Annotated in this window: 16 protein-coding genes; 6 read left to right on the forward strand and 10 right to left on the reverse strand. The window is 72.3% G+C overall.

Features of this window, described 5'->3' with window-relative positions; all coding sequences use genetic code 11:
• Positions 1-348: 348 nt before the first annotated feature.
• Both ABZX90_RS40210 and ABZX90_RS40215 read right to left on the reverse strand, forming a co-directional pair.
• A complete protein-coding gene (locus tag ABZX90_RS40210; RefSeq protein ID WP_355213316.1) occupies positions 349-2001 on the reverse strand; it encodes a hypothetical protein in 1653 nt (550 codons plus the stop codon).
• Between the two features lie 559 nt (positions 2002-2560).
• Positions 2561-3946: a transcriptional regulator gene (locus ABZX90_RS40215; protein WP_351120542.1), complete on the reverse strand. Its 1386-nt coding sequence runs from the start codon at positions 3944-3946 to the stop codon at positions 2561-2563.
• A gap of 305 nt (positions 3947-4251) precedes the next feature.
• On the opposite strand from ABZX90_RS40215, the gene ABZX90_RS40220 reads away from it, so the two are divergent.
• From ABZX90_RS40220 to ABZX90_RS40230, 3 genes are all read left to right on the forward strand, one after another.
• Positions 4252-4905 carry a bifunctional DNA primase/polymerase gene (locus ABZX90_RS40220; RefSeq protein ID WP_351120543.1) on the forward strand — a complete coding sequence of 218 codons (654 nt, stop codon included), beginning with the start codon at positions 4252-4254 and terminating at the stop codon, positions 4903-4905.
• Between the two features lie 112 nt (positions 4906-5017).
• Positions 5018-5815: an ABC transporter ATP-binding protein gene (locus ABZX90_RS40225; RefSeq protein WP_351120545.1), complete on the forward strand. Its 798-nt coding sequence runs from the start codon at positions 5018-5020 to the stop codon at positions 5813-5815.
• Positions 5812-7425, forward strand: a complete 1614-nt coding sequence (locus ABZX90_RS40230) for a transporter (RefSeq protein ID WP_355213317.1) — start codon at positions 5812-5814, stop codon at positions 7423-7425. Before ABZX90_RS40225 ends, ABZX90_RS40230 begins: the two co-directional genes overlap by 4 nt.
• Before the next feature lie 57 nt (positions 7426-7482).
• Here the strand turns inward: ABZX90_RS40230 and ABZX90_RS40235 are convergent, their stop codons facing one another.
• Together ABZX90_RS40235 and ABZX90_RS40240 are read right to left on the reverse strand one after the other, a co-directional pair.
• Positions 7483-8349, reverse strand: a complete 867-nt coding sequence (locus tag ABZX90_RS40235; RefSeq protein WP_351120549.1) for an alpha/beta hydrolase — start codon at positions 8347-8349, stop codon at positions 7483-7485.
• A 746-nt stretch (positions 8350-9095) separates the two neighbouring features.
• Entirely contained in the window at positions 9096-9788 is a 693-nt protein-coding gene (locus ABZX90_RS40240) for a metal-dependent transcriptional regulator (protein ID WP_261701816.1), read from the reverse strand.
• 360 nt (positions 9789-10148) lie between these two features.
• Here ABZX90_RS40240 and ABZX90_RS40245 point away from each other — a divergent pair, with 360 nt between their 5' ends.
• Positions 10149-10904, forward strand: a complete 756-nt coding sequence (locus tag ABZX90_RS40245) for an SIS domain-containing protein (RefSeq protein WP_355213318.1) — start codon at positions 10149-10151, stop codon at positions 10902-10904.
• 41 nt (positions 10905-10945) lie between these two features.
• Here the strand turns inward: ABZX90_RS40245 and ABZX90_RS40250 are convergent, their stop codons facing one another.
• Positions 10946-12328, reverse strand: coding sequence for a PAS domain-containing protein (locus tag ABZX90_RS40250; protein WP_351120553.1), 1383 nt, complete (start codon positions 12326-12328; stop codon positions 10946-10948).
• A gap of 694 nt (positions 12329-13022) precedes the next feature.
• Between ABZX90_RS40250 and ABZX90_RS40255 the strand changes: the two genes are divergently transcribed.
• Entirely contained in the window at positions 13023-14087 is a 1065-nt protein-coding gene (locus tag ABZX90_RS40255; RefSeq protein WP_355213319.1) for a 2-oxoglutarate and iron-dependent oxygenase domain-containing protein, read from the forward strand.
• A gap of 37 nt (positions 14088-14124) precedes the next feature.
• On the opposite strand, the gene ABZX90_RS40260 is transcribed toward ABZX90_RS40255, so the two are convergent.
• Complete coding sequence (locus ABZX90_RS40260) at positions 14125-15225, reverse strand: citrate synthase 2 (protein WP_351120557.1); 1101 nt, start codon at positions 15223-15225, stop codon at positions 14125-14127.
• A 442-nt stretch (positions 15226-15667) separates the two neighbouring features.
• Here ABZX90_RS40260 and pdxH point away from each other — a divergent pair, with 442 nt between their 5' ends.
• Entirely contained in the window at positions 15668-16306 is a 639-nt protein-coding gene (gene pdxH / locus ABZX90_RS40265; protein WP_351120808.1) for a pyridoxamine 5'-phosphate oxidase, read from the forward strand.
• Positions 16307-16400: 94 nt separating this feature from the next.
• Here the strand turns inward: pdxH and ABZX90_RS40270 are convergent, their stop codons facing one another.
• From ABZX90_RS40270 to ABZX90_RS40285, 4 genes are read right to left on the reverse strand one after another with little or no spacing between them, the layout of a single operon-like run.
• Positions 16401-17018, reverse strand: a complete 618-nt coding sequence (locus tag ABZX90_RS40270; protein ID WP_351120559.1) for a TetR/AcrR family transcriptional regulator — start codon at positions 17016-17018, stop codon at positions 16401-16403.
• Positions 17006-17740 carry an enoyl-CoA hydratase family protein gene (locus ABZX90_RS40275; protein WP_355213320.1) on the reverse strand — a complete coding sequence of 245 codons (735 nt, stop codon included), beginning with the start codon at positions 17738-17740 and terminating at the stop codon, positions 17006-17008. Before ABZX90_RS40275 ends, ABZX90_RS40270 begins: the two co-directional genes overlap by 13 nt.
• A complete protein-coding gene (locus ABZX90_RS40280; protein WP_351120562.1) occupies positions 17737-19302 on the reverse strand; it encodes a 4-coumarate--CoA ligase family protein in 1566 nt (521 codons plus the stop codon). Before ABZX90_RS40280 ends, ABZX90_RS40275 begins: the two co-directional genes overlap by 4 nt.
• 17 nt (positions 19303-19319) lie before the next feature.
• Positions 19320-20510 carry an acyl-CoA dehydrogenase gene (locus tag ABZX90_RS40285; RefSeq protein ID WP_351120564.1) on the reverse strand — a complete coding sequence of 397 codons (1191 nt, stop codon included), beginning with the start codon at positions 20508-20510 and terminating at the stop codon, positions 19320-19322.
• Between the last annotated feature and the right edge of the window lie 39 nt (positions 20511-20549).

The raw sequence follows: 20549 nt of genomic DNA on the forward strand, positions 1-20549 counted from the left end.
GCCTGATCAGCGCACGTGAGCGGGGCCTGGTGCGTCCAACTGCAAGGCGGAGGAGGGCGTCGATGCGGAGCATCGGCAACCGACGACAACGCCGCAGGTGGGGGTGCCAGGCCCCGCGTCTCCGGCATGATCCGCCGGACAGGCCCTAGTCCCGGAGCAATTCGGGGACGGACCCGGGACACGGCCGGGGCGGACTCCCGCCCCGGCCACCCGGAGTCCGGGCGGCCCTCGCGCCACTCACCACTGGGTCCTGGCCCCTCGCGCACTCGCAGCAGGGCCGGACCCGTGCCGCTCACCACAGGGCCGGGCCCCGCGCCGTTCAGCGGCGGGGCCGGTCTCCCGTACCGGTCACAGCTGGGTGCGGGCCCGCTGCGTCAGGCCGTACTTGGACGCGATGGAGTTCCACAGCCTCGCGGCCTTCTCCTTCTGGGTGGAGGCCGTGCCGCTGGCGGCGTCGCCCGCCCGGCTCTGCCCGGTGGGGCGGGCGTTGCCCTTGCGGCACCCCTTCTTGTCGTTGACCTGGTCGGCCCAGGCCGCGTAGTGGTTGTCCGCAGCCGCGGAGGCCTTCCAGCCGTTGGTCAGAGCAGCGGACAGCTCGTCGTGGCTGGGCAGCTTGTCGACCGCGAGAGCCGAGAGCCGGGTGACCAGCTCGCCCCGCTGCTTCGCCGCGTCGCGCAGGTCACTGGCCGCCTGGTCGAGGTTGTTGCACGCCTTCACGTTCGCCACGGCCCTGATCACCGCGTCACGGCTGCTGGTGCTGTCCGCGAGGAGCTTGTCCAGCTCGACGGCCTGTGCCTTGACCGGGTCGGCGGCCTTCGACGAGTCCTGCGTGGCGGGTGCCGTCGCGGCCACAGTCTTGCCGGTGTCGTCCTTGCCGTCGTCGTCGCCTCCGCCGCCACTCAGCAGCGCGCCGGCGCCGAACCCGAGGACGATGATGCCGATGCCGACGGCCGCGATCACCGGGAGGCGCGAGCCGGTGCGGCCACCGCCGCCCGCTCCGTCGCCGTCGGAGGCGCCACCACGCCGGGCCGCGGCCCGGCCACCGGGCGCGCCCGGTGCGGACTGCGCGCCGTACGCGTCGTGCGCGCCATACGGGTTCTGCGCGCCGCGCGGGCCCTGCGGGACGGCTTCGTCGATGCGCGGCAGCATCTGCGTCGCCCCGGCCACTTCCGGCTCGCTGCGGAAGAGACTGTCGAACTCCGCCGGGGGCTGCCGCTCCTCCGGCGCGCCGGAACGTATCCCGTAGGACCCGTCGGGCTGCGCGGGCACGGGAGCGATGTACTGCGTGGCGTCGGCGTCCGAGCCGGCGGCGGGCGGCGGCGATCCGGCGCCCGGGCCGCCCTGCGGCGCCCGTCCGAGGAACTGTGTCGCGTCGGCCTGGACCTCCGGCGGCAGCGCGCCCGGTCCCACCGGCGGTATGAACTGCGTCGCACCCTCGTCGCCACCCGGGGTGGCCGGAATGTACGGAATGTACTGTGTCGCCCCGTCATCGCCGCCGGGCGGCAGAGGCGCGGACGGTCCGCCGTGCTGGTTCTGCGGGGCGGGCCCGCCCTGCGGTCCCTGGGCCCCGTAGGCGTCATAGGTGTCGTATCCGACAGCCGCGTGGGAGCCGTGCGCCCCCGGCGCATAGCCGTTCTGCGCACCGTACGACGGCGGCTGCGCGCCCTCGGGCGGCAGCGGTCCGGCGCCGGACGCCTGCTGCTGGGTGTAGCCCTGGGCCTGCTGGGCGCCGTGCGGGTCCGAGGCCGACCAGCCCTGGGCCTCGGAGGCACCCCATGCCGGGGCGCCGTTCACCGGCGCTCCCCAGCTGTCGCCGGGCTGCGGGGCCGGGGCGGCCGACTGGTCGGGACCCCACTGCCCGCCCCAGGCCTGACCGCCCGCCGGGGTCGCACGGTCACCCGTCGCACCCGGCAGCAGCGGTTCACTGCCGTCCGAGGGCAGCACGATGCCTTCGCGCGCGGGCCGCGCCAAGGGCTCCTCGCCCTGTCCACTCTGCGTCACCGGGACTCCTACGTATGGGGGACCTTCGGAATCGTCGGCTCACGCTACCGGGTCCCCACAACCCGGTGCCACGCAGCACGGAACCTGATCCCGGCACCCTGTGACACGGGTAACGAAACCGCCCCCGAATGCGCTGTATCTCACTCCCTTCCCTCACGGCGCCTTCGTTTTCCCGGCGTTCACGCCAGTACTGAGCGAATGTTCATGCGCACTGCGGCAGGAGGGCGGAAAGGAGCGGAAAGAAAAATGATCACACCCGCACGGACTCACGCGGCCGCGTGACCGCACACCGTACGGACGCGGGTGGCCACGCCCCCGCTCAACGCACCTTCGCCGACGTGCACGACACCCCTCACCGGCGCGTGCCGCGCCCCATCACCGGCTCACGCGGCAGCGTCCGCACCGGGCGCCCGGCAGACGCTCACGCGGTGCCCTCACTCCAGGGCTCCCACGCCGCAGTTCACATGGGGGCGCACGCGGCGTGCGCCCCCGCCGGGGCCTTCGCCGATCCGTCCACGCCAGGACGCGCGCCCTCGCCCCACGCGCCCCACGCGTACGTTCAGGCCGCCGCCTGCAACTCCATGCGCGCCCCGAACTCCCGCACCACGGCCTCGTCCCGGAACGGTTCCAGGCGCTGCTGCAGGTCCTCCAGATACTCGGCGCCGCGGTTGGAGCGGAGCGTGCCGAGGAGTTCGACGGCGCGCAGACCGGTGTGGCAGGCCTGCTCCACCTCGCGCTGCTGGACCTGTGCCGTGGCCAGCAGGACATAGCCGATGGCGCGGCGGCGGGCTCGCGACTCGGGATGACCGGCGAGGGACTCCTCGGCGCACCGCGCGGCGGCCTCGGCCTGGCCGAGGTCCCGGTGGCAGTGGGCCAACTCGTCGGCCAGATAGGCCTCGTCGAAGTGCGCGATCCACGTCGGGTCGTCCCCGGAGGCCGTGTCGGCGCCCTCCAGAGCGGTGACGGCCCGCCCGGAGGCCACCTGCGCGGCGCGCGCGTCGCCCATCAGCGCGTGCCCACGGGCCTCTGCCGCGTGGAACATCGACTCCGCGCGCGGTGTCACCCGGCCGCGTGCCCCCTCTTGCGCCGCGCGCGCCAACTGCGCGATCTCGCGCGGGTTTCCGAGTTGGGCGGCCAGGTGGCTCATGGACGCGGCGAGGACGTAACCGCCGTAGCCGCGGTCCCCGGCCGCCTGGGCGAGCCGCAGCGCCTGGATGTAGTAGCGCTGGGCGAGCCCGGGTTGACCGGTGTCGATGGCCATGTAGCCGGCGAGTTCCGTCAACCGGGACACGGCGGCGAACAGTTCGCGTCCGACCGCCTCCCGGTAGGAGCCGGCGAGCAGCCCGGAGACCACGCTGTTCAGGTAGTGCACGACGACCGGGCGCACGTGCCCGCTGCCGTACTGGTGGTCGAGCTCGACGAGGGCCTGGGTCATCGCGCGGACCGCCGCCACGTCGGAGAGGCCGACGCGCGGGCCCGCCGAGCGGGCGACCTGCGAGTCCGGCGACGAGATCAGCCAGTCGCGGCTCGGCTCGACGAGCGCGGAGGAGGCGACGGACGAGCCGGACAGGAAGTCCCGCCGCCCCACGTCGCTGCGCCACAGCTCGCAGACCTGCTCGATCGCGCCCAGTATCGTCGGCGAGAACTGGAGACCGACGCCGGACGCGAGGTTCTTGCCGTTGGCCATGCCGATCTCGTCGATCGTGACTGTCCGGCCGAGCTTGCGGCCGAGCGCCTCGGCGATGATCGCCGGAGCCCGTCCACGCGGCTGCTGGCCGCGCAGCCAGCGCGCGACGGACGTCTTGTCGTAGCGCAGATCGAGTCCGTGTTCAGCGCCGCACATGTTGACCCGGCGGGCCAGCCCGGCGTTCGAACAGCCCGCTTCCTGGATGAGTGCCTGCAGTCGTTCGTTCGGCTGCCTGGCGATGAGAGGCCTTGCGGCCATGGCGTACCCCCTGTGGCTGCGGTGCCTGCCCACGCACCGAGTTGACGTGTCTTCACCGGCCGGCGGGTCGAAAGAAGTCGGCCAGGAAGATCAATGCCCCGCAGACATACCGAAGATGCGAGACATGTGAGGATTGCCGGGGTAAGGGCGGTTGCCCGACCCCACCCCTGGTTACCCACTACCGGCTGCCGTTCCCCCTGCGCGCCCCCACACGTGCATCCATGCGCCCCAGGCACGGAACGGATGCTCCTCCCCCGCGCGCGTGTCCCCCGTAACCCGAGGTGGACCGGGGAGTTGAGATCCATGTGGACGAGACCATCGCAGGCACCGAGACCGCACAGATCCCCCAGCAGCGTGGCGAATCGCTGCAGGAAGCCGCCGTGCGCTATGCGGAGGAACGCCACTGGGACGTGTTTCCCGGCACTTGGCTGGAAGTAGCCGACGGGGTGCAGCACTGCTCCTGCGGCGATCCTTCCTGTGCCGTGGCCGGGGCGCATCCGGCGCGCGAGGACTGGGCGACTCTGGCGACGGGCAGCGCGACCGCCGCTCGCCGGCTCTGGTCGAAGCAGCCGACGGCGTCGATCCTGCTGCCCACGGGGCGTACGTTCGACGCGATCGACGTCCCCGAGACGGCCGGGTTCCTGGCGCTCGCCCGCATGGAGCGGATGGAGCTCACCCTCGGTCCTGTGACGTGCGCACCGGACCGGCGCATGCACTTCTTCGTGCTGCCCGGCGCCGCGGCGAAGGTCCCCGATCTCGTACGGAAGCTGGGCTGGCCGCCGGCCTCGCTCGACCTGGTGGCGCTCGGCGAGGGGGCCTACGTGGCCGCGCCTCCGACCCGGTTCGGCTCCCGGGGTGCCGTGCAGTGGGCCTGTCGGCCGACGCCCGCGAACCGGTGGCTGCCGGACGCGGAGGAGCTGATCTCGCCGCTGGCCTACGCCTGCGGACGGGATCGGTAGCGGGCGCGATCCGCGCTGCCGGACCGGTGGTTCGGCGGCCACGGTCCGTCCTGGCTGGTAGCGCACGGTTCTCCACGCCCCCGGGTCGGCCGTCGGCCCTTAGGGTGCCTACATGAGCGAGGGAGCGAAGGACGACGGCGTGCCCGCCGTACGTGTACGGGGGCTCTGGAAGCGGTTCGGGGAACAGGTCGCCGTCGCCGGGATCGATCTGGAGCTGCCCGCTGGGCAGTTCATCGGGCTCGTCGGGCCGAACGGGGCCGGCAAGACCACCACCCTGTCGATGGTGACCGGGCTGCTCAGGCCCGATCAGGGCACCGTCGAGGTCGTGGGCCACGACGTGTGGCGCGACCCCGTGGAGGTGAAGGCGCGGATCGGAGTGCTGCCCGAGGGACTCCGGCTCTTCGAGCGGCTCTCCGGGCGGGAACTGCTCGCGTACACCGGCCGGTTGCGGGGTCTGCCCGGGGCCGAGGTCGACAAGCGGGCCACCCAGCTCCTCGACGTCCTCGACCTCGCGGGCGCGCAGCACAAACTCGTCGTCGACTACTCGACCGGTATGCGCAAGAAGATCGGTCTGGCCTGCGCCCTGCTCCACAACCCCGAAGTCCTCTTCCTGGACGAGCCGTTCGAGGGAGTCGACCCGGTCTCCGCGCAGACCATCCGCGGCGTCCTGGAGCGGTACACGGCTTCCGGCGCCACCGTCGTCTTCTCCTCCCATGTGATGGAGCTGGTCGAGTCGCTGTGCGACTGGGTCGCCGTCATGGCCGCCGGACGCATCCGCGCGCACGGACCGCTCGCGGACGTGCGCGGCACCGCGCCCTCGCTCCAGCAGGCCTTCCTGGAGCTGGTCGGCGCGCACGGCCGCGGTGTCACGGCCGACCTGGACTGGCTGGGCGGCGGGGCTCCCCGGTGAGCGCCGCCACCGGCGCCTCCGCCGCGTCGATCACCCCCGTCCTCGTACGCCTGAAGCTGTCGCTCCTGCGCAACGGGCTGCGGCAGTCCGGCGGTCGGCGGGCCGCGTACATCGTGTCCGTGGTGCTCGTGCTGTTCTTCGCCGCGCTCCAGCTGATCGCGCTCATCGCGCTGCGCGGCAACGCGCACGCCACCACCGTCGCCGTACCGCTCGTGACGATCCTGGCGCTCGGCTGGGCCGTGATGCCGCTGTTCTTCCCCGGCGGCGACGAGACGCTCGATCCGACGCGGCTGGTGATGCTGCCGCTGCGGCCGCGGCCGCTCGTCCGGGCGCTGCTGGCCGCCTCGCTGGTCGGTATCGGGCCGATCTTCACGCTCTGTCTGCTGCTCGGCTCGGTGATCGCGGTCGCGCACGGGGCGGCGGCGTACGGGACGGCGGCCGTCGCCGTCGTGCTCGCCCTGCTGGTCTGTGTGGCCCTCGCGCGGGCTGTCGCGGCCGCCAACATCCGGCTGCTGTCCAGCCGCAAGGGCCGCGATCTGGCGGTGCTCAGCGGACTGGTCGTCGCGGTCGGCGTGCAGCTCGTCAACTTCGGCGCGCAGCGGCTCGGTTCGGCGGGCGGGCTGTCCAGGCTGGACCCGGCGGCGGACGTCCTGCGCTGGGTGCCGCCCGCCTCGGCGATCGGTGCGGTGGACTCGGTGAGCGAGGGGTCGTACGGGAGCGGGATCGTCCAGCTCGTGCTGTGCGCGGCCGCCCTGGTGGGGCTGCTGGCGCTCTGGTCCCGCCATCTGACGCGGCTGATGACCTCGCCCGACGGGTCCACGCTCCAGGCGGCGGAGCCCGCCGCGCGGGAGCGGGGCTCGTCGGGGATCGGGCGGCTGCTGCCGGCCGGTCGCACCGGCACGGTCATGGAGCGCAGCCTGCGGTACGTGTGGCGCGATCCGAAGACCAAGGCGGCGTGGGTGACCTCGCTTGCCATCGGGCTGATCGTGCCGGTGTTCAACGCCCTTCAGGGCACTGGCTCGGTCTACTTCGCGTGTTTCGCGGCGGGGATGCTCGGGATCCAGATGTACAACCAGTTCGGGCAGGACACGTCCGCGTTCTGGATAGTGGCGATGACGATCTCCTCGACCCGTGACGCGTACGTCGAACTGCGCGGGCGTGCGCTGGCCCTGTTGGTGATCACCCTGCCGTACGCGACGCTCGTGACCGCCCTGACGGCCGCGCTGCTCGGCGCCTGGCGGCAGCTGCCCGAGGTGCTCGGCCTGTCCTTCGCGCTGCTCGGCGCGATGCTCGCGACCGGTGCCTGGTCCTCGGCCCGCTTCCCGTACTCCATCCCCCAGGAGGGCTACAAGAACGTGGCCCCCGGCCAGGCCGGCCTCGCCTGGATCGCCATCTTCGGCGGCATGGTCTCGGCCGCCCTGCTCGCCGCCCCCGTCATCGCCCTCACCATCTGGCTGAACGTGAGCGCGGACGGCGACCGGTGGACCTGGCTGCTGCTGCCCGTGGGGGCCGCCTACGGGGCGCTGATCACGCTGCTCGGGCTCCGGCTGGCGGCGCCCCGGACGGCCCGGCGTCTGCCGGAGATCCTGGCGGCGGTCAGCAAGGGATGAGCGTGCGGCGGCGGCGCCGCCCCCAGCCGGGCCTCCGGCCGGGCCCCGGCCGGGCTGCTAGCTCGTGAGCACGCCGTCCAGGAACGGCTCGATCGCGGCGCGCCACGCCTCCGGCTGGTCGTAGTGCACGAGATGGCCGGCGTCGGCGACCTCCGCGTACTGGCCGCGCGGCAGGACGCGGACCATCTCCTGGGACTCGGCCCGGCCGAGCTCGCCGTCGAGGCCGCGTACGACCAGAGCGGGGCACTGGACCTGGGCGAGTTCCTCCCAGTGGGCGTCGTACACCCATGTCTGGCGGGACTTGAGCATCTGCTCCGGTTCGAAGACCGGGCGCCAGCCGTCGGGGGACTCGTGCATCACCTCGGCGTAGAACTCGCCGCGGGAGGGAGTGCGGCGCTCCACCCAGGGATCGTCCTCGCCGAACCACTTCCGTACATCGGCGAGCGTGGCGAAGGGGACGGGCCAGGCCTTGAACCAGTCCTCCCACTCGCGCTGAGAGGCGGCACCCAGTGCCGAGGCCCGCATGTCACAGATGATCAGGGCGCGGACCAGATCGGGGCGCTTGGCGGCGAGCTGCCAGCCGGTCAGTGCGCCCATCGCGTGGCCGATGAGGACGGCCGGTCCGAGACCGAGCTGGTCGAGGGCGGCTTCGGCGTCCTCGACGTAGGCCTCACGGGTGTACTCGGCCTCCGGGGCCTTGTCGCTCTGGCCGTGTCCCCGCTGGTCGAGGGCGACGGCGTGGTGCCGCTCCGAGAGCCAGCGGGCGGTGGACGCCCAGTGCGAGGCACGGCCCATGAGGCCGTGCAGTAACAGCACGCCGGGCGCCTCGGAGGCCCTCGGCTGATCGCTCTTGGGAGGATCGGCGAACTCCCAGGCAGCAAGGCGTACGCCGCCCGCTCCCGTCACGTCGATGCGCCGCACCATCGGTAATGGCACCCCCCTAGCTCGCTCGGACCGGCTCGCTCCCGCTCGACCCGGCCGGTCCACTCGTACCGCTTCCTGCCCCTGCTCCTGTGCCGTTCGGTGTTCCTCTGTGTACTCCCGCCACATCGCCACGTTATCGAATGGGGTTTCGAAGCTGGCCTTTCTGGCCGCAACACCCCTCGTTCGAGTGACCGCCCATGAGGATTGACCGCCGTCGCCGCGGGGAGATCTTCAGCGGGAGGCGGACCGCTCGGGGAAACCGGTCCGAGGGGAATGACCCTGAGAGCTCGGGGCTCCGGGTCAGCACAGGGGAGGACAGGCCCCGGCGCCAGACGGCGCCGGGGCCCTCTCCACATCTACGGCACATCCTTACGCCCCCTCCCCGACCGCACACCATCGCTCTCGGACACGGTCAAGAGCCCTCAGGTCATATGCCTCACGCGACAGCGTCGCACGCAAACGGTCGCGGCGCTGCGATTCCGCACACTGAATCTTGGTTTCGGCCAGGTCGCGAAAACATCACAACTACCCCTACAGCCCCAGCAGTTGACACTCCCGGGGTGCGCCGGACGACGTGCGCCGCGCGGTGTCCGGCAGGCGCCCGGGCGCCGACGTGGAGGTCAGCGGCTGCCGGCCCCTCGGTCGGCCCCCGGGAGCTGCCCCTCGCGGGCACCGGAAGCGCGGGTGGGGAAATGGCCGGGATCCGGAACCAGGGATACCGGCCGGTGTCGGTGCGCCCGACGGCGTCAGCGCTTGGCGACGAACACATGGGAGGCAACGTCGGCCTCCAGCTCCGCGGCCTCGCCGCCGCTGCCCACGAGGACCCCGCCCGCGGACTCGGTCACGCTGACCACGGAGCCGGGCTGCACGCCCGCCCGCCGCAGCGTGTACATCAGCTGGGCGTCCGTCTGGATCGGCTCACCGATCCGCCGTACGACCACGGTCTTGCCGTCCAGACCCGGGTCCAGCTCGGCCAGCGACACCATGCCCTCGTCCAGGAACGGGTCGGCACCGTCCTTCTCGCCCAGCTCCTCCAGGCCCGGGATCGGGTTCCCGTACGGCGACTCGGTCGGGTGGCGCAGCAGCTCCAGCACGCGCCGCTCCACCGCCTCGCTCATCACGTGCTCCCAGCGGCAGGCCTCCGCGTGCACCTGCTCCCATTCCAGACCGATCACGTCGACGAGGAGACACTCCGCGAGGCGGTGCTTGCGCATGACACGCGTGGCCAGCCGCCGCCCCTCGTCGGTGAGCTCCAGATGCCGGTCGCTGGCCACCGCCACCAGGCCGTCGCGCTCCATCCTCGCCACCGTCTGGCTCACCGTCGGGCCACTCTGGTCGAGCCGCTCCGCGATCCGGGCGCGCATGGGGACCACGCCTTCCTCCTCCAGCTCGAGGATGGTGCGGAGATACATCTCCGTGGTGTCGATCAGTCCGGACATTCGTGCCCCTCGATTAGCTCTGCCGAAGACTCGATGGCCCACCGGCTTGTGCGCTGGCGCTGAACTCAATTCTGACGCATACCACTGACAACCGTGCCTCGCCGTCGAAACCGCATGGTGCCGAATGCCCGGGAAACCGGGCGGACACGGGACCCGGCCGGCGCTCACGCGCGCGGGCGCCCCGCTCGGCGGCGCCCCCGAAGGACGTATTGACAGGGCACTGGTCCAGACCGCAACGTGATCCGCGACACGACGGGAGTACGGCCGCGCCGGGAGACCGGTTCAGCCGCCCACCCGTCCCGTGCCGATCCGACGCCGACGAGACGTCCAAGCCGACGAGACTTCTGAGGGGCTTCGCCGATGAGCGACAGCAAGCTGGCCGGGCAGTTCTTCGACGCCGCCATCGGCCTGCTGCGGCAGGTACGGGACGAGGACGCCGGGAGCATCGAGGCGGCCGGGACCCTGATCGCCGACACCGTCACCGACGGCGGCCGGCTCTTCGCCTTCGGCGCCGGGCACTCCTCGCTCGCCGCGCAGGACATCGTCTACCGCGCGGGCGGCCTCGCCCTGATGAACCTGCTCACCGTGCCGGGGGTCGTCGGTGTCGACGTCATGCCCGCGACGCTGGGCTCCGCCCTGGAGCGGGTCGACGGCCTGGCGAGCGCGGTCCTCGACTCCAGCCCGCTCCGCGCCGGCGACCTGCTGGTGATCATCTCGCTCTCCGGGCGCAACGCTCTCCCCGTGGAGATGGCCATGACCGCCCGCGCCCTCGGCGTGAAGGTCATCGGCGTCACCTCCGTCGCCTACGCCACCGAGACGACGTCCCGGCACGTGTCGGGCACCTACCTCAAGGACCACTGCGACCTCGTCCTCGACTCGAGGATCCCGGTCGGCGACGCGGAACTCAGCGTGGACTCCATCGAGGCACCCTTCGCCCCCGCCTCGACCGTCGTCACCACGGCGCTGCTCCAGGCCGTCATGGCCACCGCGGCGGGCGCCCTCGCGGACCGCGGCATCGAACCGCCGCTGCTCCGCTCCGGCAACGTCGACGGCGGGCACGAGTGGAACGGACGCGTCATGACGGAGTACGGGGACCGGATCTTCTACCGGCGCTGAGCGGGCGTCCGGGGCATCCCCGGAACCACCCCTCGGTCGTCCTACGGCCGCCCCGCCAGCCCTTCCAGGTCCAGCGCCATCGCGATCCGTACGGCCACGTCCTCCGCGTACATCGCGTCCGTGCGCTCGAAACGGGTGCGGCCCGCGCTCCGCAGGAACGTCACGACTCCCAGGGTCCGCCCGCGGCTGCGCAGCACCGCGCACAGGGCGTGCACGGAGTCCCGCGGCCACTGGCGGGCGAGAGCCCACTCGCGCGCCTGCTCGGGGTCGGCGGCGGCCGCGTCGGCCCGTACCGATCCGGCGCGTTCCACGCACTGCAGCGCGGGGTGCCCCTCCGCGTACCGCACGGGCAGCCCGGCCTTCCCGGTCAGGATGCTCGGCCCGGGCGCCCCGGCGGGGGTGGCGACGGTCCGGACGAGCCGCACGGGCCGCTCCCCGTCCGCGACCGGGCCCCCGGCCACCCGGTCGACCAGGGCGTGGTCGGCGAAGCCCGCGAGGGCGAAGTCGAGGTGGACGGTGGCGGCCTCGCCCGGGTCCTCGCACTCCGCCGCGGCCCGCGCCGCGCGGTGCAGCTGGTTGGCGCGGAAGCGCAGCAGCGCCGCCTCCTGCTCGGTCTGCTTGGCCTCGGTCACGTCCTGGAAGAGCCAGCCGACACCGAGGGGTACGGGCTCCTCCGCGAGCGGCGAGGCGAGCCGCAGGAAGCCGCTGCGCCAGCACCGCCGCTTCTCGCCCTCCGGCGTGCGCACGCTCACCCACAGCTCCGCGGGTGCCGGGGGCGCGCCCTCGGCCAGTACGTGGGTGAAGGCGCTCTCCAGTTCCTCGACACCCTGGGAGAGCAGCTCGCCGAGGGGGCGGCCGAGGACGGAGGTGCGGCCGGTCCCCAGGGCCTGTGCGGCGTGCGCGTTGACCACGGCGGGCCGCAGGTCGGCGTCGACCAGCACGACACCCCAGCTGGCATCCTCGAACAGCGCCTCGCTCAGGGCTATCGACCGTTCGAGGTCGATCTGGGCGTGCACCTCGCTGAAGGCGCAGTACACCCCGGCGGGCTTGCCGTCCGGGCCGCGGACGGCGGCGGACTGGGTGCGGACGAGCACGCGGCCGCCGTCCTTGGTGAGGAGCGCGAACTCGTGCACCTGGCGGCCGGGGGCCTGCATGGCGGACATCAGCCGGGCCTCGACCTCCTCGGCGTCCGCGGTCCGCACGGCCCACCCGGCGAAGCCGTGCCGCCCCACGGCCTCGGCCGCCGTCCAGCCGAGGATGCGCTCGGCCTCGCGGTTCCAGTGCGTCACCACCGCGTCGGCGTCGAAGGCGCACAGGGCCGCGTCCATGCCGTCCAACAGTGCGGCAAGCAGATCGGAGCCGTCCGGCTCGGGCTCGTCCGGCCCCAGCTCGTCGGTGGTCCCACTACGCCGGGAAGCACTCACCTGGACCCCCTGCAGGCTGCGTCCGCGTGAACGGCGCGACAGTTCGCTCACTCGTCATCATTCAACTCGAACGTGACCCAGCCCACACCTCGTTCCCCAAAGATTGGACGAAATCGTTGTACGCCGGATTTCCGCCCCGCACGCCCCAGGGGCACCCGTCCCGTATCTCGCCGTAAATCACTTGAGGCCGCCCGGATGTCTTCCTAGAGTGCTGCCCACGTAGGAGAGGAGGTGGTTCGGCTCATGACGGAAACCCGGACATACGAGGTGACTGCGGGCTAGCGGCCCGTTGTCGGACTCGGTTCGGCGCCGGACCAGCATGTGTGATGTGCATGCAGCCGGCCCAATCCAACGCAGTCACCCGACCCGCGAGCTCGCCGGTGCGTCCGGCCGGCCTCTTCGCCGCAAGGCGGAGGGACCCGAGCTCGCGGGTCGTCTGCGTTCGCCCACGGTGAGCGTTCGTCCGGCGTGACCCGGGTCACAGATGGATCGCGTGGGTCGCAGTACGCTGTGTCCATGCTTCCGATGCTCGTTCGACGCCGCCACGTGGATTACGTGCGCGTCACGAGCATGGGCTGTCGGCGCTCCGTCTGACCCAGCCCCCTTCGCACTTCCTTCCGTCACCTGGCACCCGTGGCCCCCGCCCCATCCCTGGCGGCCGCCCGGGCACCCGTACACCCCGCGGACGCATCTCATGACGACGAACACGTCTTCCACGTATTCCACGCCTGTCCCGACCGGACGGCGATTCCCCTCGTACCAGCAGCTTCCGATCATCGATCTCTCCGCCGCCGACCGCGGCCCGCAGGCACGGGCGCTGCTGCACGCGCAGTTGCACAGCGCCGCCCACGACGTGGGGTTCTTCCAGCTCACGGGGCACGGGGTGAGCGAGGCCGAGACCAGCGCGCTGCTGCGGGCCATGCACCGGTTCTTCGCGCTCCCCGAGGCCGACCGGCTGGCCATCGACAACGTCGGCTCGCCGCACTTTCGCGGGTACACGCGGACGGGCGACGAGCGGACCGGCGGCAGCCGCGACTGGCGGGACCAGCTCGACATAGGGGCCGAGCGGGCCGCGCGGACACCCGGTCCCGACGAGCCCGCGTACTGGTGGCTGGAGGGGCCGAACCAGTGGCCGGCCGCGCTGCCGGAGCTGCGGACGGCCGCGCTGGTCTGGATCGAACGGCTGAGTGAGGTCGCCGCGCGCCTGCTGCGCGAGCTGCTGACCGCGATCGGGGCTCCGGCCGGCTTCTACGACCCGATCTTCGGCGAGCGGGCCCACCCGCATCTGAAGCTGGTGCGGTATCCGGGCAGCGCGGGCGACGGAGGCGACCAGGGCGTGGGCGCGCACAAGGACTACGGGTTCCTGACGCTGCTGCTCCAGGATCAGGTCGGCGGCCTTCAGGTGCAACGCGAGGACGGTCTCTTCCACGACGTGCCGCCTCTGCCGGGCGCCTTCGTGGTCAACCTGGGTGAGCTCCTGGAGGTCGCCACCAACGGGTATCTCGTGGCCACCAACCACCGGGTGGTGAGCCCGGCCGGGGCCACCGAGCGGTTCTCGGTGCCGTTCTTCTACAACCCCCGCCTCGACGCCCGGGTCGAGCCGCTGCCGTTCCCGCACGCCTCCGCCGCGCCCGGCGTCACCGACGATCCGTCGAATCCGCTCTTCGCCGAGTACGGCTTCAACGAGCTGAAGGGCAAGCTGCGGGCGCACCCGCTCGTCGCCGCCCGCCACCACGCGGAGCTGCTCACTCCCGCGTGATGACCGGCGGCGGACGCGGGTCGGTGCGCGACGCGGGTCAGCGCGCGATGCCCCCGTAGCCCTCGATCTCCTGGGGGCCGCGCGAGCCGGGGCCCACGTAGTGCGCGGAGGGGCGTACGAGGCGGCCCGTGCGCTTCTGCTCCAGGATGTGCGCCGACCAGCCCGCGGTACGGGCGCACGTGAACATGGACGTGAACATGTGCGCCGGGATCTCGGCGAAGTCGAGGACGATGGCCGCCCAGAACTCGACGTTCGTCGCCAGGACACGGTCCGGGCGGCGGGCGTGGAGCTCGGCGAGGGCCGCCTTCTCCAGGGCCTCGGCGATCTCGAAGCGGGGGGCGCCGAGCTCGCGCGCGGTGCGGCGCAGCACCCGCGCGCGCGGGTCCTCGGCGCGGTACACGCGGTGACCGAAGCCCATCAGGCGTTCGCCCTTGTCGAGGGCGTGCCGGACGTAGGCGTCGGCGTCGCCGGTGCGCTCGATCTCCTCGATCATGCCGAGGACGCGGGAGGGGGCGCCGCCGTGCAGCGGACCCGACATGGCTCCCACGGCGCCGGAGAGCGCGGCGGCGACGTCGGCGCCCGTCGAGGCGATCACGCGCGCGGTGAAGGTGGAGGCGTTCATGCCGTGCTCGGCGGCCGAGGTCCAGTAGGCGTCGACGGCGGCGACATGCTTGGGGTCCGGCTCGCCCCGCCAGCGGATCATGAACCGTTCGACGACGGAGTGGGCCTTGTCGATCTCGTTCTGCGGAACCATCGGCAGGCCCTGGCCGCGGGCGGACTGGGCGACGTACGACAGGGCCATGACGGCGGCGCGGGCGAGGTCGTCGCGGGCCTGCTGCTCGTCGATGTCGAGGAGGGGTTTGAGGCCCCAGACGGGGGCGAGCATGGCGAGCGCGGACTGCACGTCGACACGGATGTCGCCGGAGTGGACGGGGATCGGGAACGGCTCGGCGGGCGGCAGGCCGGGGTTGAAGGCGCCGTCGACGAGGAGTCCCCAGACATTGCCGAAGGAGACATGCCCGACGAGGTCCTCGATGTCGACGCCCCGGTACCGGAGAGCGCCGCCCTCCTTATCCGGTTCGGCGATCTCCGTCTCGAACGCGACGACTCCTTCGAGTCCGGGTACGAAGTCGGACATCAGGCGGCTCCTCGTGATGTGTACGACGGATGGTGTTGTCGGGGTGTGTGTGACCCTGTGCCCTTGCAGGGGGGACGGTCGACGGTCGTGCGGTTCGCCGGCCGGTTCCACGGTCGTTCCGCGAAGCCTCTCGAATGCTCTTCGAACAGTCTCCGCCGACTCGCGGTCCGAAGCGGTCACCCCGGTGATGCCCCGTACGGCTGGTCCTCCAACCGGAACGGCACCAGCACGATATCTCCGAGTGCCACCTTTGGGGAGAGTACGCGGCACTGAGTGCCACTGCGTGATGAAGCCCACCCGCCCCCGGGAGCGGGCCCGGATACGGCAGGATGACGGCGTGAACGATCGTTTCCCGGACGAATCCGTGACCGAACCCCTCATCCAGCGCGCGGCCGCGGCCGCCGAGGCCGCGGACGAGGAACTCGCCGCCGACCCTGCCGCCATGCGGGCGCACTACCGCGCCGAGGGCCTCGACGAGGGTGATCTCGCCGCGCACCCCATGGAGCAGTTCTCGCACTGGTTCAAGCAGGCGGCGCAGGCCGCGGTGCACGGTTTCGTGCACGAGCCGAACGCGATGGTCGTCTCCACGGCGGACGCCGAGGGCCGGCCCAGCTCGCGCACGGTTCTGCTCAAGCAGTACGACGAGCAGGGCTTCGTCTTCTACACCAACTACGACTCGCGCAAGGCGCTCGAACTGGCCCGCAACCCGTACATCTCGCTGCTCTTCCCGTGGCACCCGATGGCCAGACAGGTCATCGTCACCGGGACGGCGCGGCGCACCGGCCGGGACGAGACCGCCGCGTACTTCCGCACCCGCCCGCACGGCTCCCAGCTCGGCGCCTGGGCGAGCGAGCAGTCCGCGGTCATCTCCTCGCGCACCGAACTGGAGGCCTCGTACGCGGAGTTGAGCGCCCGCTATCCGGAGGGCGAGCAGGTGCCGGTGCCACCGCACTGGGGAGGTTTCCGGATCGCCCCGCGGACGGTCGAGTTCTGGCAGGGCCGCGAGAACCGCCTCCACGACCGGCTCCGCTATGTGGCCGAGCCCGACGGAAGCTGGCGGACCGAGCGTCTCAGCCCCTGAACGGCCGGCGGGGCGGTACCGGGAACGGCGGGCGGGGAGGTACCGGAACGGTGGGCCGGGGCGGCACCGGCCGCCGCTCACCCGTTCGGCGCGCTCAGCCCAGTGCCTCCTCCACGATCGCCCCCCACTGCGCCACGACCCGCTCCCGGCGTACGGCGTCGTCGGTGAGCAGGTTCGCGAGGCCGAGCCCGCGCGCCATGTCGAGCACGCCCTGCACGGTCTCGCGCACCCCGGGCCGGGATTCGTCCGCGCCCAGCAGGTCCACCGCGATGCGGTGGCTCTCCCGGCCGACGCGGGCTTCGAGCTCGGTGACGCGTGAGCGGAGCTGGTCCTCGTTGGACGCCGCTACCCACAGGTGGAGGGCGGCGCGGAACAGCGGCCCGGTGTAGAGGCCGACGAGGGCGGTGACGACGACACGCCGGTCGGCGGGGCCGTCGGGGAAGAGTTCGCGCAGGGCGGTGGAGCGTTCCTCGGCGACGTACTCGACCGCCGCGGTGAAGAGATCCTCGCGGGTGGGGAAGTGGTGCTGGGCGGCGCCCCGGGAGACGCCGGCGCGTTCGGCGACGACGGAGACCGTGGAGCCCGCCCAGCCGTGTTCGGCGAGGCAGGCCACGGCGGCGGCCAGGAGCCGCTGCCGGGTGGCCCGGCTGCGGTCCTGTTTGGGGACGTGCGGAGTACGTGCCGCGTGTTCCGTCGCGCTCACACCACCCATGCGGGATCCCGTCGTTCGAGGAAGGCCGTCATCCCCTCGCGGGCCGGCGCGGAGGAGAACAGCCGGGCCGAGAGCGCGGTCAGGTCCGCCGCGTCCCGGTCGAAGGCCTCCAGCACCTTAGCCGTGAGCAGCGCTTTCGTCTCGGCGAGGGCTTCGGGGGCCGCCCGGCGCAGCCCGTCCAGAACGGGTGCGAGTACGGCGTCCACGTCGTCCCCGGCCGCCGTCAGGAGCCCGGTGCGGACCGCCTCGGCGGCGTCGAAGCGCTCGCCGGTGAGGTAGTAGCGGGCGAGTGCGCGCGGGTCGGCGCGGGGCAGCAGCGGGAGCGAGATCACGGCGGGGGCGACCCCGATGCGTACCTCGGTGAAGGCGAAGCTCGCCTCCGGGCCGGCCACCGCGATGTCACAGGCCCCGAGCAGCCCGAGGCCGCCCGCCCGGACGTGTCCGCCCACCCGGGCCACGACGGGCTTGCGCAGCTCGACGATCTGCCGCAGCAGGCCGACGAAGGCGTCTGGATGCGGCGGTTCCCGCAGGTCGGCGCCCGCGCAGAAGGTGTTCCCGGTGTGGGTCAGGACGACCGCGCGGGTGTCGTCGTCCTTGCCGCAGCGGGTCAGCGCGTCGGACAGTTCGCCCACGAGGGCGGCCGACAGGGCGTTGCGGGTGGCCGGTGAGTCGAGGGTGAGGGTGGTGACGGCGCGGTCCCGCGCCGTACGGACGACGGTCATGAACGGCCTCGCAGTTCCCGGCGCAGGATCTTCCCGGAGACCGCCCTCGGGACCGCGTCGATGAAGGTGACGAGACGGACCCGCTTGTACGGGGCGACGCGCTCGGCGACGTGCATCATCACCTCTCCCTCGGTGAGGTCGGCGGCGGAGGGCTGGCGCACCACGAAGGCGTGCGGGACCTCGTTGTGGTCCTCGTTGTAGGCCCCGATGACGGCGGCGTCGGCGATGCCGGGGTGGGTGAGCAGCAGCGCCTCCAGTTCGGCGGGGGCGACCTGGAAGCCCTTGTACTTGATGAGTTCCTTGACACGGTCCACGACGAACAGCCAGCCGTCCGCGTCCACATGGCCGACGTCGCCGGTGTGCAGCCAGCCGTCCGGGTCGATCATCGCGGCGGTCGCGTCGGGACGCCCCAGATAGCCCTTCATGACCTGGGGGCCGCGGACGACGATCTCGCCGGCCTCACCGACACCGAGGTCCTTGCCGGGGTCGTCGAGGGAGACGATGCGCATCTCGGTGCCCGCGACGAGCTTGCCGACCGTTCCCGGGGGCGGGTTCTGGGCGTCGAGCGGAACGACGTGCGTACCGGGTGACAGCTCCGTCATGCCGTACGCCTGGCCCACCGGCGGCAGCCCCAGCCGTGCCGAACAGGCGGCCGCCAGCGCGGCGTCCAGGGGCGCGGCCGAGCAGACGATGTACTGCAGGGACGACAGGTCGTACTCTGCGACGGCCGGGTGCTTGGCGAGCGCGAGGACGATCGGCGGTGCCACGTACAGGCCGGTGATGCGGTGCTCCTGAATGGCGCCCAGGAACGTGTCGAGTTCGAAGCGGGGCAGCACGACGACGGTGGCGCCCTGCCTCAGGGGCGCGTTCATCAGGGCCGTCAGTCCGTAGATGTGGAAGAACGGCAGCACGGCGAGGATGCGGTCGCCCGGGCCCATCGGCATGGCCGGCGAGAGCTGGGCGAGGTTGGTGGCTATGGAGCGGTGGGTGAGCATCACGCCCTTGGGGACGCCCGTGGTGCCCGAGGAGTACGGGAGCGCCGCCACGTCCTGAACGGGGTCGATGTCGACCTGCGGTTCGGGCGCGGTGCTGCCCAGCAGGTCGACCAGCGAGCGGTGCCCCGGCGCCTGGTCGCACACGAAGATCTCCCGTACGCCGCCCGCGAGTTCGGCTGCCTGGCGGGCCGCCTCCAGAAGGGGAGAGACGGTCACGATCCAGCGGGCCGAGGAGTCCCGCAGCTGCTTGGCGAACTCCTCCGCAGTGGCGAGCGGGTGCACCGTCGTGACCGACGCCCCCGCGCGCGTGGCCCCGTAGAAGACCGTCGGGAAGGCGATGGTGTTGGGGCTGTGCAGGGCCAGCACATCGCCCTTGCGCAGCCCCGCCTCGGCGAACGCGGCGGCCAGCCGCCGGTGGAACCGGTCGAGTTGGGCGTAGGTGAGCGTGGTGCCGTCGACGCCGTCGACGAGCGCGGGTGTGTCGCCGCGCTCGGCGGCGTGGCCCAGGACGGCGTCGTGGATGGGTTCCTCGACGGCCGGTACATCTGCGTACTCGCTGCGGAACACGGTTCCTCCTAGAGCGGTCAGTACGACTTGGGCAGGCCCAGGGTCTGGTGGGAGACGTAGTTGAGAATCATCTCCCTGCTGACCGGCGCGATACGAGACACGCGCGCCGCCGTAATCAGGGAGGCGAGGCCGAACTCCCGTGTGAGGCCGTTCCCGCCGAGAGTGTGCACCGCCTGGTCGACGGCCCGTACGCAGGCCTCTCCCGCCGCGTACTTGGCCATGTTGGCGGCCTCCCCCGCCGCGACGTCGTCCCCCGAGTCGTACAGGAACGCCGCCTTCTGCATCATCAGCCGGGCCAGTTCGAGTTCGATGTGGGCCTGCGCCAGCGGGTGCGCGATGGCCTGGTGCGCGCCGATCGGCGCCTTCCAGACGGTGCGCTCACGCGCGTACTCGACGGCCTTGGCGAGCGCGAAACGGCCCATGCCGATCGCGAACGCGGCCGTCATCACGCGCTCCGGGTTGAGCCCGGCGAACAGTTGGAGCAGTCCCGCGTCCTCTCCCCCACTGCCGAAAGCGTGGGAGGGGCCCCCACCGACGAGCGCGTCGGCCGGCAGCCGTACCTCGTCCAGGGTGAGCTCGAACTGCTTCTCGGCACTGGCCAGTTCCATGTCGATCTGACGCCGCCCGAACCCGTCGGTGTCGCGCGGGACGATGAACAGGCAGGGCTTGAGGCTGCCGGTGCGCGCGTCCTCCGTGCGGCCCACGATGAGCGTCGCGTCGGCGATGTCGACGCCGGAGATGAACACCTTGCGGCCGTTCAGGACCCAGTCGGTGCCGTCGCGGCGGGCCGTGGTGGTGATCCGGTGCGAGTTGGAGCCGGCGTCGGGCTCGGTGATGCCGAACGCCATGGTGCGGGTGCCGTCCGACAGGCCCGGCAGCCACTGCCGCTTCTGCTCCTCGGTGCCGAAGCGGGCGATGACCGTGCCGCAGATGGCGGGCGAGACGACGAGCATCAGCAGCGGGCAGCCCGCCGCGCCCAACTCCTCCAGCACGATGGACAGTTCCGCGATGCCGCCGCCTCCGCCGCCGTACTCCTCCGGGAGGTTCACCCCGAGGTAGCCGAGCTTGCCCGCCTCGGACCAGAGCTCGTCGGGGTGGCCGCCCTCGGCGACGACCTTGGTGAGGTACTCGCGGCCGTAGCGCTTGCCGAGAGCGGCGACCGCGGAACGGAGCGCCTTGTGTTCATCGGTCTCTGTGACAGGGCTCATGACGGCTCCTCGGTAAGGAAAGTGCGGCCTGTTACGTAG

Source organism: Streptomyces sp. NPDC002935 (genome assembly GCF_040611295.1).
Taxonomy (GTDB): Bacteria; Actinomycetota; Actinomycetes; order Streptomycetales; family Streptomycetaceae; genus Streptomyces.

Excerpts from the sequence above, each read along its gene's own strand:
- ABZX90_RS40260 (WP_351120557.1), bottom strand. The coding sequence starts at position 15,225 with ATGTCCGACTTCGTACCCGGACTCGAAGGAGTCGTCGCGTTCGAGACG.
- ABZX90_RS40240 (WP_261701816.1), bottom strand. The coding sequence starts at position 9,788 with ATGTCCGGACTGATCGACACCACGGAGATGTATCTCCGCACCATCCTC.
- ABZX90_RS40270 (WP_351120559.1), bottom strand. The coding sequence starts at position 17,018 with ATGGGTGGTGTGAGCGCGACGGAACACGCGGCACGTACTCCGCACGTC.
- ABZX90_RS40235 (WP_351120549.1), bottom strand. The coding sequence starts at position 8,349 with ATGGTGCGGCGCATCGACGTGACGGGAGCGGGCGGCGTACGCCTTGCT.
- ABZX90_RS40245 (WP_355213318.1), top strand. The coding sequence starts at position 10,149 with ATGAGCGACAGCAAGCTGGCCGGGCAGTTCTTCGACGCCGCCATCGGC.
- ABZX90_RS40255 (WP_355213319.1), top strand. The coding sequence starts at position 13,023 with ATGACGACGAACACGTCTTCCACGTATTCCACGCCTGTCCCGACCGGA.
- ABZX90_RS40215 (WP_351120542.1), bottom strand. The coding sequence starts at position 3,946 with ATGGCCGCAAGGCCTCTCATCGCCAGGCAGCCGAACGAACGACTGCAG.
- pdxH (WP_351120808.1), top strand. The coding sequence starts at position 15,668 with ATGCGGGCGCACTACCGCGCCGAGGGCCTCGACGAGGGTGATCTCGCC.
- ABZX90_RS40275 (WP_355213320.1), bottom strand. The coding sequence starts at position 17,740 with ATGACCGTCGTCCGTACGGCGCGGGACCGCGCCGTCACCACCCTCACC.
- ABZX90_RS40285 (WP_351120564.1), bottom strand. The coding sequence starts at position 20,510 with ATGAGCCCTGTCACAGAGACCGATGAACACAAGGCGCTCCGTTCCGCG.
- ABZX90_RS40225 (WP_351120545.1), top strand. The coding sequence starts at position 5,018 with ATGAGCGAGGGAGCGAAGGACGACGGCGTGCCCGCCGTACGTGTACGG.